13 protein-coding genes are annotated in these 14,354 nt (G+C 44.0%); 11 read left to right on the top strand and 2 right to left on the bottom strand.

The window, feature by feature from the left end; translation table 11 throughout:
• The first annotated feature begins 18 nt into the window (after positions 1-18).
• A complete protein-coding gene (cyoE, locus tag ACN6KS_RS25555; RefSeq protein ID WP_094873303.1) occupies positions 19-951 on the top strand; it encodes a heme o synthase in 933 nt (310 codons plus the stop codon).
• A 17-nt stretch (positions 952-968) separates the two neighbouring features.
• A complete protein-coding gene (locus tag ACN6KS_RS25550; RefSeq protein WP_440960763.1) occupies positions 969-1,592 on the top strand; it encodes an SCO family protein in 624 nt (207 codons plus the stop codon).
• Positions 1,593-1,714: 122 nt separating this feature from the next.
• Here the strand turns inward: ACN6KS_RS25550 and ACN6KS_RS25545 are convergent, their stop codons facing one another.
• Both ACN6KS_RS25545 and ACN6KS_RS25540 read right to left on the bottom strand, forming a co-directional pair.
• A complete protein-coding gene (locus ACN6KS_RS25545; RefSeq protein WP_076285257.1) occupies positions 1,715-2,062 on the bottom strand; it encodes a DNA primase in 348 nt (115 codons plus the stop codon).
• Between the two features lie 131 nt (positions 2,063-2,193).
• Positions 2,194-3,381, bottom strand: coding sequence for an MFS transporter (locus ACN6KS_RS25540; RefSeq protein WP_440960762.1), 1,188 nt, complete (start codon positions 3,379-3,381; stop codon positions 2,194-2,196).
• Between the two features lie 270 nt (positions 3,382-3,651).
• Between ACN6KS_RS25540 and ACN6KS_RS25535 the strand changes: the two genes are divergently transcribed.
• The 9 genes from ACN6KS_RS25535 to ACN6KS_RS25495 all read left to right on the top strand — a co-directional run bounded on the left by ACN6KS_RS25535 (position 3,652) and on the right by ACN6KS_RS25495 (position 14,269).
• Positions 3,652-4,089: a hypothetical protein gene (locus tag ACN6KS_RS25535; RefSeq protein WP_042191604.1), complete on the top strand. Its 438-nt coding sequence runs from the start codon at positions 3,652-3,654 to the stop codon at positions 4,087-4,089.
• A 61-nt stretch (positions 4,090-4,150) separates the two neighbouring features.
• The gene (locus tag ACN6KS_RS25530; RefSeq protein WP_440960761.1) at positions 4,151-5,296 is read left to right on the top strand and encodes a transglutaminase domain-containing protein; all 1,146 of its coding nucleotides are present in this window, start codon (positions 4,151-4,153) and stop codon (positions 5,294-5,296) included.
• 263 nt (positions 5,297-5,559) lie between these two features.
• Positions 5,560-7,635, top strand: coding sequence for a peptidoglycan D,D-transpeptidase FtsI family protein (locus ACN6KS_RS25525; protein ID WP_440960760.1), 2,076 nt, complete (start codon positions 5,560-5,562; stop codon positions 7,633-7,635).
• Between the two features lie 26 nt (positions 7,636-7,661).
• Positions 7,662-9,767: a peptidoglycan D,D-transpeptidase FtsI family protein gene (locus ACN6KS_RS25520; protein ID WP_094873312.1), complete on the top strand. Its 2,106-nt coding sequence runs from the start codon at positions 7,662-7,664 to the stop codon at positions 9,765-9,767.
• 77 nt (positions 9,768-9,844) lie between these two features.
• Positions 9,845-10,600 carry a Cof-type HAD-IIB family hydrolase gene (locus ACN6KS_RS25515; protein WP_094873314.1) on the top strand — a complete coding sequence of 252 codons (756 nt, stop codon included), beginning with the start codon at positions 9,845-9,847 and terminating at the stop codon, positions 10,598-10,600.
• 36 nt (positions 10,601-10,636) lie between these two features.
• Positions 10,637-11,122, top strand: a complete 486-nt coding sequence (locus tag ACN6KS_RS25510; RefSeq protein ID WP_076285251.1) for a DUF456 domain-containing protein — start codon at positions 10,637-10,639, stop codon at positions 11,120-11,122.
• A 27-nt stretch (positions 11,123-11,149) separates the two neighbouring features.
• Positions 11,150-12,778, top strand: a complete 1,629-nt coding sequence (locus ACN6KS_RS25505; RefSeq protein ID WP_440960759.1) for a putative polysaccharide biosynthesis protein — start codon at positions 11,150-11,152, stop codon at positions 12,776-12,778.
• Between the two features lie 78 nt (positions 12,779-12,856).
• A complete protein-coding gene (locus ACN6KS_RS25500; RefSeq protein ID WP_042130904.1) occupies positions 12,857-13,201 on the top strand; it encodes a thioredoxin family protein in 345 nt (114 codons plus the stop codon).
• A 90-nt stretch (positions 13,202-13,291) separates the two neighbouring features.
• On the top strand, positions 13,292-14,269 hold the full coding sequence (locus ACN6KS_RS25495; protein ID WP_280787895.1) for a COX15/CtaA family protein: 978 nt from the start codon (positions 13,292-13,294) through the stop codon (positions 14,267-14,269).
• Positions 14,270-14,354 lie beyond the last annotated feature (85 nt).

Below are 14,354 nucleotides of genomic sequence, written 5' to 3'. Positions count from 1 at the left end.
GAAGGAGGATCATTAGGTGTGGACAATCATATAACATTTCAAGCTTCTTCCGATTCTGCAGCCATGTCTGCAAAATCTCCACCGGAAGGTGCTAGCTGGCGTGATTTCATTGCTGTAACAAAACCCGGTATTATCCGATCTAACCTTATTGCGGCGTTTGCGGGATATTGGTTGGCCTCGGGTTGGGATGTTCATTACGGCAGATTAGTTCTGACTCTGCTCGGTACAATGCTGGTTATGGCTTCGGCCTGTGTTTTTAATAACTATTTCGACCGGGATCTGGACATGAAGATGGAAAGAACCCGTGAACGGGGGCTTCCTACAGGACGACTGAAACCAAACACTGTATTATTATACGCCATTGGGCTTGGTATTGCAGGTTTGATCGTGCTGTTTGCTTTTTCAGGTATGCTTGCCGGTTTGTTTGGAATTGTTGGCATGTTCGTTTACGTAGTAGTATACACGCTTTGGTTGAAGCGGACATCCACATGGAGCACCTCTGTAGGTGCGATTTCTGGAGCAATGCCCCCGGTAATTGGTTATGTTGCGGTTTCAGGAACGGTTGATCTAGGCGCTTGGCTGATCTTTGCCATGTTGTTTCTATGGCAACCCCCTCACTTCTGGGCGTTGGGCATTAGACGTAAAGAAGAATATAGAGCGGCAGGATTTCCATTACTACCTGTAGTTAAAGGAACACGACGTACGAAATTTCAGATGATTCCTTATGTAGCCCTTTTGCTGCCTATTCCAGTGTTAATGTACGCCTACGATTACGCAGGCATATTTTTTCTAATCATTTCATCAGCGTTGTCCTTGGCTTGGTTAATATTGACCTTGATGGGTTTTAAGGCAAAGGATGATGAAGTTTGGGCGAAGAAGAACTTCCTCTTCTCCATTAACTACCTGACGGTTAGTTTGATCGTACTTGTATTAAATACGATTCACGGTTAAGAAGAGGGAGGGTATACGTGTCCGTGCAGACCTTTAAGCGTTATAAATGGACTTGGCTTCTGCTAATACTTGCTTTGATTATGGCTGGTTATCTGGCAATTAACGCTTTAAATTTAGGAAAAGAAAAATTGCCAGTAATCGGAGAAGTACAGGACTTTTCTCTTGAAAATGTGAATGGAGACCAGGTTACTCTGGCTGATACACAAGGTAAAGCACGGCTGGTATACTTCTTTTTTACACAGTGTCCGGATGTATGTCCCATAACTACGTTTTTGTTATCTCAGACACAGAAGATTCTGGTCGAGGATGGCAGTTTTGGTAAAGATACGGAGTTTGTTTCTATCTCTTTTGATCCGAAGAATGATACTCGGGAAGCTATTAAGACTTTTGCAGACCGTTTTCAGGCGAATTATGATGGATGGTATTTCTTGCGGGGGGATCAGGAAGAAGTTCGTAAGTTAGCAACGGATTCTTTTAAAGTATTAATCGCAGGGAATTCCAAAGAAAATTTCGTACATGCCAACCGTATAGCGCTAGTTGACCGAGATAATCGACTTCGTGCATTGTATGACGCAGGAGATACGGAGAATGTAACGCCTGAATTTCTTGCCGACCAGCTGAAGGAATTGGCTCGGGAATAGAACATCAAATCTTAAAAACGCCTTTTTCGAATCCCTTTTTATTGGGGGATAACGAAAAAGGCGTTTTTTTATATACGATAGTATAAGTTTCCTGCTATACATTATCCTTATACTTGCTTCAGCTAAAATGGAAGTGGTTCAGGGTATATGATAAAATCTTCCAATCCAGCTTTTTCGAGCTGAGTGATGTTGTATTCATCAGGCGTACCTTCCACACCTGCATATCCGCGGCGAGTATAAATATGATCGGCATCTGGGAAGGCATCCCGGAGCACACTGCGTATTTTTTTGCCAGAGCTGTCGTTATCCAAATAAAGGTATACTTCTCCATCTCCTACTTGTTGCCGGAGGGATTCTAATTTTAGTGTATTTAATGTACCAAAGGTACATAGGATCTCTACTTCCGGTACCAGCACGCGTCGTAATCTGCTGCGGTCGTTCTTACCTTCGACAATAATCGTTATGGACATTAGCTGACAATCACCTCCGGGAATGGGTCCAAGCATCAGGCTCATTATAGTTTACCGAAGGATCGTCATTTTTAACAACTGTTTCGGCAGGAAAGTCTTCATTCCCCGGGAAATGTCGTAAAAGCCAAGAATCATGCGGCTCGCCCTTTCCATTTGGAAGTAAGGTTCGATAGTTTCCCTGTGTTTTTAGGTGGAAGAAGAAGCAATGCTACCATTAGAACTAAAAAGGCTATGAAGTAAGGAGAAACAAAGGACCTTAGCTGTCCGGCAGCCACGGGACCAGCGAATGCACCAAGTGACATGGCTATCGATTGCATGGAGAAAGTCCGACCCATTCGCCCAGGACCACCTAGACTAATGAAGAGTGAGGCCATTGCAGGAAATAGCACTCCTTTGGCTGCACCGAGCACAAAAAGAATCGCAGCAGTCGGGATACTGTCGAATGAGGCGAGTCCAAAGAAGCAGATAGCCATTCCCAGTAATGCCGCTGCTATTCTTCCTCCTGGTGATAGACGGTTCAGGAAGAGCATGCTGAGCGTTACCAAAGCACCTAAACTGAGGAGTGACAGGAGTATACCTGTGGAAAGGATACTATTACTCCCTGTTTGAGATAGTGGGAGCTCGAAAAAGAGAACGCCTTGTGAACAGGAAACGAAAAAAGGTAAAAGGTAATACCGTTTGGATACCTGATCGTCATCTTTCGCTGGAATAGAAGGTTTATCTGGAACTTTTAATGAGGATTGCGCTGAGCTTAGCGGCTTTAAGATATGTCTCGAAGGTGCAGGTACACTAAAAAAAGCCATGATTCCTGTTGCGATAAGGAGCCATCCAAGTGTGGTGAAGGTACCAGAGTAGCCGGCTTTTGCTACGATAAAAGCTCCCGCAGCAGGCGATACAACGGAAGCTAACGTATGAACGATACCATGTCCTGACATATATTTACCCTGCTCTGTGGCATCCGATGATAAAGAAGCTAGTAACGTCATACAGGCTGGAGAGAGAAAAGCGAGCACGAATCCACTTGCTGCTCTTAGCATTAGCAGATGCCATGGAAGCTGTACATGAGCTTGCAGCAGTAGGATAGCTCCCGCTGCGACAAGGCTGAAGACGATGTAACGGCGGGAGCCATTACGATCGACGAGTACGCCTGCAAGCAGATTGCCGGGAAGGTGGGTCAACGAGTACATGCCCATCATCCAGCCAATAAAGGTGGGTCCCGCGCCAAGAGAGATGGCAAAGGGCGTAAGGACGGGATACTGAGCATGTAAATCGAAGAACGCCAAAAAGAGAAATAAGTATAGCCACAGCGCAGTTTTCACAGGGGAACACCTCCGAGAGCCACCTACAGCACAAGTGAATGCAGGACGGCGTAATAATGAAGAACCAATTCTTAAGCACTACTTGTACTTTACGTGGGACAGAGAGGGCTTATACCGCTTTTTTAATTCCACTCGTAGGTATACCTTTTACGGAGGGTGGAACCATGAATTATGATGGGTATTCATGTATAATAATTAATATTGGCGTTATGTCTATGGGAAGAGAGAATCCTTGGGACGAAACTAGGCGATAGGGGTGTTGTGAGATTGATGGATCCAGAGGTATGGTCACAGTTTATAAGGGAAAATTGGCTAGTTATTGTAATTGCGCTTGTCCTGCTGTTTGCGGTTGTTAATTTGGTTAAAACCGTTCTGAAATGGGCGATTGTCATTGTGATCGTTGTAGGTTTGTTCATCTATAGTGGTGTTACAATGGACCAAATTGGTAACGCTGTGAATAAGGTGGCAGATGGAACGGTAAGCACGCTAAAGAAGGAAGCGCAAGAGGTTATGCTTAAAGAAGCGCAGGATGCGAAGTACACTTCAAATGGAGACGGGACCTTTACGATTACAACGCCGAATATTGAAGTGAAGGGCGCAGCGGGTGAAGATAAAGTAGAGGTTACTTTCCGTGGTGTTAGTCTTGGGAAGTGGAGTGTTACTGATACGACAAAAACATTTATCGAGGAAGCCCGCAAACATCAATAACAGGCTTGGGCTCAAAAATATAACAAGCGAGCAAGCGCGCGACTGAAAGGAGAGAGCGAATATGATAAACGGATGGATGACTAGTGTGAGTGATGCTAATATCATCTCGATCGCCCTCCTGCTGGTTGTAGTCTTCTCTCTATTGCAAGGCTGGAGCAGAGGTTTCTCAAGTGCTACCGGAAGATTATTTGGGCTGCTGGGAACAGGATTATTTACTATAGCATCTTTGGTATTAGCTATCCCAGCTGCAGCCTTCCTCAATCCCTATGTAGAGACTTGGGCGTCGGGGATTAGTCTTCCTGACACGAAGCTTACACAGTGGCAGCAAATTTATTATACGGCGGTGTCTGTGTTATCAGAATCACCGCTAGTTAGATTTCTGTTATTACTCCTGATTTCTTATCTGTTAATCCGTATGCTCTTAGGGTTGTTATCCATGTTGGTTCCTTTTCCACAATTGCGGCGTGCTAAGAAGTTTAAAGACAGAAAGATTACGCAGGTTAGCCGTATGGGAGGAGCAATCGTTGGATTAATTATCGGTTTAATGCGTAGTCTGGTAATTGTTCTCGCTCTTTTCATCTGTGTTGGATTAAATCCGGAGAGTGGATTTAGCCGTTATGTGGAGTCCTCTCCAATCTATAGTCAGAGCGCTGCAGCTGTATTTGAACCTATTGTTGGTGAGACTGTGCAGAAGAAACTCCCTATTCTGACGAAGACCGTTGCAGCAGAGATGAATGATATCCTTCGCAGGAAATATGAGGTTATCGATCATGAAATTCCTCAGGATATTATAGGAGCAGCAGAAGACATTGTTGGACAAGCGCAAGATGAAGAGAAAAAAGCGAGACTTCTCTATGATTGGGTAGGTACACGCGTGACTTATGATTATGCTAAAGCTGATAATTATTTGCAAAACAGGGTCTGGCATGAACAAACACCACAGGATACATTCGACACTCGGCAAGGGGTATGTATAGACTATGCCCGACTGTACGCTGTGATGGCTCGTTCACAGGGCTTGCAGGTTCGGGTTGTAACAGGTCAGGGTTATGATGGGCGTGGCGGGTATGGTGCACATGCTTGGAATGAAGTATATATAAGTGATCGGCAAGCTTGGATCCCGCTGGATCCGACTTGGGCTAGCAGCGGAGATTGGTTCAATCCGAAGGATTTTGATGAAACGCATATTAGGGAGAACGCCCTCTGAGTGAGGGCGCTGAACTCCTGGGGTGTGGTACAATAAACTCAAGTAACGTCAGTTCTAACTTAAATGCGAGGGCATGCTCACAATAAGCAGCTAAGAACTCACCTTCATCATAAGAGTAATGTCACAGGCAAAGGGATGTCAGACATTTTCAAATATAAGAAAGTATAAGCACTATACTTTATGTCTTATATTTCTCGCATAAACACTTACCGTCCTTATAAGGACAGTCAAGGCGTTTATGCTTGTAGAAGGGGAGAAAGCTGGTGAGTTTGTTTGGTAAGCAGCCCCCGCCTAAGGACGGGATATCTTCAAGAAATTCTGTAGGTCTGAGACTGAATGTTTTTTTCTTTGGCACTTTTTTTATTTTTTGTATTATTATCGTACGTCTTGCAGGTTTACAGTTTACTGAGGGAGCTCTGTTGAGTGAAGAAGAAACGAGCCGGGAAACGAAAATTGTTCCGCTCGCAGCGATGCGTGGGATTATTTTTGCTGCCGAAGGAGAGCAGATTGCCTATTCAACACCTACGGAGTCGCTTTACCTTACATTAACTAAAGATTACACAGCTAGAACGACAGATAAAGTAACAGGTGAGACCTCACTTACGGAGAAGGCGAAGTACAACTCCGATATGCTTGCAGTAAGGCTTGCAGCTGATTTTGCTAAATATGGAGATCCGAATGCACCGAAGCTGACGCAGCAAGATATCTTGGATTCATTAGATTTAGATTTCAAAAAGTATTTAGGTTATGTGCCGCGACGGATCAAGACTGGATTAATTCCAAAGGAAATAGCCTATTTCATGGAGCATAAAGACAATTATCCGGGGCTAACGATCGTGGAGGAGAGCGTTCGTCACTACGATAAAGATACGGTAGCGGTGCAGACAGTCGGCTTTGGAAAGCCATTTAAATCGACTGAAGATATAGCGATGTATAAGAATGTCCGTAGTGAAATGAAAAAAGATTCTCCCCCTGGACTTATGTATAAAGCAGAAGAATATGTGGGGTTTGATGGTCTGGAAATGCAGTATCAACGAGAGCTACGAGGAGAAAATGGTTATCAGGTCATTTCGGTGACTCCTCAGAATATGGCTGAGAAGGTTGAACAGAACGTTGCTCCTGTAAAGGGGAATAATATTTGGATGACCCTTAATAAGAAGATTCAGATGAAGACAGAACAGGCCATATTGGATCAGATTAAATGGCTGCATACCAATGCTGTTCAAGGTGAGACGCATCCAGATGCTTTAACAGGATATGCCGTAGCCATGGAAGTGGAGACTGGAAATATTGTCGCCATGGCAAGCATGCCGGATTACGATTCAAATGTATGGACCAAAGACTCCTTACCGACACCTGTCTGGAATAAAATTATGAATAATCATCTAAATGGTACGATTACTTCGAATTCATCTGGTAGATCAGGTCATGATTTTAGTTCACTTGTGTTTATGGGATCTACGATCAAACCATTAAGTGTGTTAATTGGTTTAAATGAAGGTTTTTTTAATACCTCAACAACCTATTCAGATGTGGGCATTACTTATTTCGGTAAGGATAATAAATCATCCGTACGAAATTCATCGGGTCACGTATATGGTCCACTAGATCCAGCTAAAGCTATTAGAGACTCTTCTAACGTATTTATGATTGATATGGTGGGTAAGCAGCTTTACAAGAAATATCCGGGGGATAAAGGCATAGAGGTCTGGGACAGATATATGAAAGAATTCGGGCTGGGAGTATCAACGAAAAGTGGTCTCCCAGGCGAATCACCGGGCCAGATTAACTATACTGATCTTAAGGCCGCAGGCAGCTCGCAGGCCGCACTTATCTATGCTTCTTTTGGCCAACAGGGCAGTTATACTACATTGCAGCTTGCCCAGTATGCTTCTACGCTTGCTAATGAAGGGGTGCGTATTAAGCCTCAACTTGTTAGTAAGATCACGGATGCACAAGGGAAGTTGGTTAAGGAATTTAAACGAGAAGTGCTTAATACAGTAACATTTGACAAATCCTACTGGAAAGAGATCAAACAGGGGATGAGCAGTAAAGTTAGTGCTTTTGATGATTTTCCTTATGATTTTGCACGTAAGACAGGTACCTCTGAAAAAACAGATAGAAAAAATATTAACCGCGATAATGGGGTATTTATTGCTTTTGCTCCGCGAGATAATCCGAAGCTGGCCGTAGCGGTTGTTATACCAGAAGGGGGCTTTGGCTCCAACAGCGCTGCTCCGGTGGCTCGTAAAATTTTTGACGCCTATGATTGGGAGTACGGGCTCGATGGTGTGCCGAAAAAGAATGTTGCTCCTGCGTCAGGCCCCGTTCAAGAATAATTAGAGAAAAAGGAGAGAAATAAACTGTGAGTTTTTTCCGTAAGCAGGCCTCACCTCCAGATGAGACCAACAGTAAAAGTTCCATAGGCCTGCGACTCAACGTGTTTTTCTTTAGCACGTTTGTTATATTTTGCGTAATTATTATACGCCTGGCTGTGTTGCAATTCGTGGAAGGACCCACTTTAACTGAAGTGGAGACAAGCAGAGATACCAAAAATGTACCGCTAGCTTCCATGAGAGGTGTAATTTATGCTGCTGAAGGTGAGAAGTTAGCGTACTCTACGCCGGTTCAATCGCTGTATATTACGCTTAATAAGGAGTTTACCGCCAAGCAAACAGATAAAATTTCCGGTAAAACTACTCTGACCCCTGAAGCGAAAGCTAAATCAGATGCATTGGCGGCTAAGCTGGTAGCTGATTTCAATAAATACGGTGATCCAAAAGCTGAGAAAATGACAGAAAAAGATGTTATTGAGGCACTGGATTTATATTTCCGGAAATCACTAGGCTTTATGGCACGGCGAATTAAGGCTGATCTAACGACTCAGGAAGTAGCCTATTTCATGGAACATAAGGATGAATACCCAGGCCTTGAGATTGTCGAGGAAAGCATTCGTCATTACGACAAAGATACGGTTGCCGTACAGACGGTAGGTTATATCAAGCCTTTTAAATCAGCAAACAGCCTTAATATTTATAAGAATATCTTAAATGCAATGAAGAACAATCCGGAGCCAGGACTAACTTATAAAGACGACGAATTTGTCGGATTTGACGGCCTGGAGCTGCAGTATCAGAGAGAGCTTCGGGGACAAAACGGCTATCAGGAAATCTCCGTCAATCCACAGAACATGGCAGAAAAAGTCGAACGTGTAGTTCCTCCTGTAAAAGGTAATGACGTCTGGACAACCATTAATAAGAGCATTCAGATGAAGACAGAGCAGGCGATTATGGATCAGATTAAGTGGCTGCATTCCAATCCTGTACAGGGAAAAACGCATCCTAATGCTTTAACTGGTTATGCTGTAGCGATGGAAGTTGATACGGGGAATATCGTCAGTATGGCAAGTATGCCGGACTACGATACGAACATTTGGACATCAGGCTCCTTATCAACAGATGTCTGGAACAGTATTATGAATAACTACCAGAACGGAACCATTAATCCGATTTCTTCAGGAACTTCAGGGAATGGGCTTAGGTCTGTATTGCTATTAGGTTCAACGATTAAACCTTTAAGCGTTCTCGTCGGTCTGAATGAAGGCCTCTTTACACCTTCAACTTACTATTCAGATAGAGGTTTCGCGACTTTTGGTAAAGCTGGTCATGAAACCAAGGTAAGAAACTCTGGAGGACATGTGTACGGTTCTATGGACCCTGCAAGAGCGATTGAGAAATCGTCGAATGCGTTCATGGTTGATATGATCGGTAAACGATTGTATGACAAATACAAAAGCAAAGGCGTAGATATCTGGGATAGGTATATGAAAGAGTTTGGTCTTGGTGTATCCACGGGAAGTGGTCTGCCCAATGAATTCTTAGGACAGATTAACTATACCAATATAGAGGCGGCAGGTAGTGCCCAAGCGGCACTTGTATATGCTTCTTTCGGGCAACAAGGTAGTTATACAGTGTTGCAGCTTGCGCAATACGTAGCTACACTTGCTAATGAAGGACAGCGGATCAAACCTCAGCTAGTTAGCAAGATTACAGATGCTGACGGAAAAGTAATTAAGGAGTTCGGTCGTGAAGTGCTAGATGAGGTAACCGCCTTCGATAAATCCTACTGGAAAGAAATCCAACAGGGTATGCGAAGTGAAGTGAGTGCTTTTTCTAATTTCCCTTATGATTTTGCTCGTAAGACGGGAACATCGCAACAAGTGGCAAAGGGTCAAATTCGCGATAACGGTGTATTTATTGCCTATGCCCCACGAAATAATCCTAAGCTGGCCGTAGCCGTAGTTATTCCAGAAGGGGGCTTTGGTTCCCAGAGTGCTGCGCCGGTCGCACGCAAAATTTTTGATGCTTATGATTGGGAATATGGACTTGATGGCGTTCCGAAGAAGAGTCTACAGTCCGGTAATAATACGAATGATCCTGCGAATGAAGGAACGACTACAGGTACTCAGTAACTTCGACTCTAAGGTGAATAATGATTAAAAAATAAACAGCTGCTCTATTGAGAGCATAAAAGAATGGAGGGGTGGCAATGACTGCCAAATACCGCCTGCTTGCTTTGGATATGGATGGAACCCTACTGAATGATGAACAGATTATTACACCTACAACGGTGAAATGGCTTCAAAAGGCGGTCGACGCAGGCGTTCATGTCTGTCTATCGACAGGCCGGGCTTTTACAAGTGCATTTCCATATGCTGAGCAGCTTGGACTAGAAACACCTATGATTACTGTGAACGGTAGTGAGGTATGGCGAGCACCGCACGAAATTTATCGGCGATCCTTGATGGACCCTATGCTGGTACAACAAATGTATGAACTTGCTAAAGAAGATGACATCTGGTTCTGGGCCTATTCTACGGAAAAGGTCCACAAACAGGATAACTGGGATGGGGATGTAACGGGCAGAGAATGGCTTAAATTCGGTTATCACACCGAAGATGATGAGCTTCGTCATAAGCTGCTGCTTCGTCTTCAAGATATGGGTGGGCTGGAGATTACGAACTCCTCTCCGCATAACCTGGAGATTAACCCTCTTGGAGTGAATAAAGCAGCCGGAATCATGGAAGTCTGTAAGCTCCTAGGACTAGACATGTCCCAAGTTATAGCGGTTGGTGATAGTCTCAACGACCTTGCAGCGATTCAGCAGTCAGGGCTTGGGGTTGCCATGGGCAACGCTCAGGAGACGGTTAAAGAAGAGGCTGACGCTGTGGTGGCTTCTAATAATAATGATGGAATTGCAGAAGTCATTCAAAAATATATTTTTAATGAAGCTATTGCGAAGTGAATCCATAGAGCATATTTGCTATTAGGAGGTTAAGTATTGACGATCCTGGGTTGGATTCTTATTATTGCTTTATTTGCCGTAGGGCTAGCCGGGGCAGTGTATCCTATACTGCCGGGTGCACTTGCGATTTATCTTGCTTTTTTCGTATATGGCTGGTTCTTTTCTTTCGAGCCTTTTGGTGTTTGGTTCTGGATCATTCAAACGCTGATCGTTGTAGTTCTATTTATTGCTGATTACGTTGTAGGGGCGTGGGGCGTTAAGAAATTTGGCGGCTCACGTTCATCGATTATCGGGAGTACGATTGGGCTAATCATTGGTCCTTTTGTAATCCCAGCCTTCGGACTTATTATTGGTCCGTTTCTGGGTGCCTTTATAGGAGAATTGATCGTGGGTTCTTCACCAGCTAAAGCTGCCAAAGTAAGTGTAGGATCCATACTTGGGTTGTTTAGTAGTACTGTTGTCAAAATTGTGCTACAAATTATTATGGTCGTCCTCTTTTTTATATGGGTCGTCCGGTTTTAATTTTAACAGTGAAGAAGGGGAAATGGTTTGTCCAAGAAAGAGTCTTTCGTAAAAGGCACGCTTATCCTTGCTGCTGCAGCTTTGGTGGCAAGGGTACTCGGGCTTGTTCAGCGGGTGCCGCTGGATCATATTTTTGATGATGTGGGGAGAGCATCATTTGGGGTATCGAACAATATCTATTTAATGCTGCTCACCGTGGCTACAGCAGGTATTCCAAGTACGCTCAGTAAAATGGTCTCCGAGCGGTACGCTCTGAATCGTCCTGAAGAAGCGAGACAAGTATATCATGCAGCATTAATATTTTCAGTAGCAGCAGGGGTAATCATGACTGCCTTGCTGTACTTCGGCGCTCCGTTCTATGCGACACATATTGCTGACGTACCTGAGTCAGCGATGGCAGTTAGGGCTATTGCACCTGCACTTTTACTTTTTCCGGCAATTGCCATGATGCGCGGTTATTTTCAAGGGCGCAACAATATGATGGCCGGTGGTATTTCACAGATTGTAGAGCAGTTTGCTCGCGTACTAGTCGCTATTTTATTAGCTTATATTCTATTACAGCAGGGATATAACAATACAACTATAGCAGCAGGAGCATCCTTTGGTAGCGTAATTGGTAGTATTGCAGCATTTGGTGTCATGATTTATTTTGCAATCAAGCTGCGCCGAGAGGATAAACAGCAAGGATTAAATTACAATACCACTCAAAAATTGCCGATTTGGGGAATTTACAAGGATATTTTCACACTATCAATTCCGATCGTGCTCTCTTCACTTACGATTCCCGTAGTGAATGTGATTGATACTTCTTTGGCTGTTCCACTGCTTATCGATCAGATGGGGAGAGAGAGTGCAACAGCAGCTTTGGGTATACTAACCACGCGTGCACAAAGTGTGGCCGGAATTCCACCGGTACTAGCCATTGCGCTAGGTACCTCGCTGATTCCGATCATATCAGCTGCCTATGCCCGTCGTGATGAGGGACACTTGAAGAAGCAAATTACACTTGCTTTGCGGATTTCTATCCTGACAGGGATGCCAATTGTATTGGCGCTTGTGGCAGCGGCTTATTCTGTGAATGGGTTACTGTTCAGCAGCTTGGACGGAAGCGGAATTGTGGCGATGCTTACGATTGGAACGATCTTTCAGATCACCATGATGACAACGAACTCCATCTTGCTCGGTATGGGCAAATCACGTATTTCAATGTATTATGTGCTAGTGGGTATTATTGTTAAATTAGCCGCGAGCTTCTTACTAAGTAAGGTATTTGGGATCTACGGGATTATCGGCGCAACAGCACTTTGTTTCGTAGTCATTACTATTCTTAACTTACGGATGCTGAAATCCATTGTACCTTTCGAAATTATGGGTAAACGGTGGGGCGGCTTCGCAATTGCAGTTCTGGTGTCCGGTGTTATTGGTTTTGGTTTGAACCAAGCTGGAATTCTGTTAACAGATCTAATGCCTGCACGTCTGGCGTTTCTGATCACTTGTCTTGTTGTAGGGGCAGCAGTTGTTATTATTTATCTGGTCATGCTAATTGTACTGGGTGTGCTTACTAAACAGGAAATCTCCAGTTATCCGCGTGCATTGCAAAAATTGTTGAATCCGCTGATGAAATTACAGCCTGCGCGTGTTCGTATGCGAGAATAAGTTTGACTTCTGCATGACATTTTGCTTCACTTAAAGAATAGAAATTTGACAGATATGGAAGAAAGGACTGAATTAACAATGGACAAAATTAGTTCTCCTGGTGAATTTCAAGTAGCCATTCAATCTCCTCGATTAACTGTAGCCATCTTCAAGGCGGACTGGTGCTCGGATTGTAAATTTATCGATCCCTTTATTCCTGAGGTAGAGCAAGCCTATGCAGATCGTCTAACGCTGGTTGAGGTTGACGTTGATGCTGTAGGTGACGTTAGTCAGGAACAAAATATTATGGGTATTCCAAGCTTTGTAGCGTATTCCGATGGACGTGAATTGGTTAGATTCGTTAATAAATTACGTAAATCCCGCGAGGAAATTGAGAATTTCCTGGATAAAGCGGTTCAAGTGCATCAAAGCCTTCAACAGTAATTCCGGAAAACCACCGCTTTCGCCTGTTTGAGCAAAAGCGGTGGTTTTTTAAGATGCTTCTTCATTCCTAAAAACTGCGGGTGATATTTTTTGACGACAAATCAGTTGAAATGGCTTAGTTATCTTACTTGCCTTATCATGTTCCTCGCTGTACTAGGGGGAGCGGTAGTAACGAAGACTGGATCGGGATTGGAATGCGGAAATGAATGGCCGCTCTGTCATGGGAAATTAATTCCGGCTTATACTGTAGGTTCGATGATTGAATACACCCATCGCTTGTTTAGCGGCTTGGCTGGGTTATTGTCACTTGCCTCGATGTTTGCTTTTTGGCGTTATGCCCGAAATCGGAAGGACTTGTTAGCATATGCATTCATGACTTTACTGTTTGTAATTGTTCAAGGTGGTATGGGAGCGCTTGCAGTAATTAAATCCCAATCAGCTGCTGTGATGGCACTGCATATGGGCTTCTCCTTAATCGCTTTTTCAAGTTCTCTGATGCTGGCTCTCGGAGCTAAAAGGAGACATGAAGCAGGTGAGTACGATCCTAAGGTGGAGCTACAGAAGAAACCCGTCAGCAAGGCTTTCCGCAATTTAACCTGCTTAACGGCCTTATATTCCTATGTTGTTGTTTATATTGGAGCCTTTGTTAGTCATACGGATTCACGTGGTGGATGTTCGGGCTGGCCGCTATGTAACGGTGAATGGGTTCCCGAGCTTTCCGGGGGAGTAGGTATTGTTTTTACGCATCGGATTGCGGCTTTGATCTTATTCATTCTTACTGCGGTGCTTGGTCATTTAGCTTTTTGGAAACATAAGGATTACCCAGAGCTAAGAGCTCTTGGCGTAGCTGCTGTTCTGCTATGCTTGATGCAGGTGTTTAGTGGAGCTGCTGTTGTTTACACGCTTGATAATGAAAGATTGTACATATTTGCCGCCTTGGCTCATATTTTGTTGATTGCCTGTTTGTTTGGTGTTCTATGTTATATGAGTGTAAGAGTCTGGCAGCTGAATCGCGCGAGAAATGTTGTTGTTGAAAAAAATAGAGCAAATCCAATGACACCGTTGTAACGCCCTTAGTAGAAAGTTCCCACCGTGGATAGAGTCGCTTTACCTGCGGAATAATAAAGTGGAAATCGGTATATCGTGGTGCTGG

Source organism: Paenibacillus nitricinens, from assembly GCF_052056485.1.
GTDB classification, from domain to species: Bacteria; Bacillota; Bacilli; order Paenibacillales; family Paenibacillaceae; genus Paenibacillus_AQ; species Paenibacillus_AQ nitricinens.
This window is presented reverse-complemented; position numbering and strand designations above follow the sequence as displayed.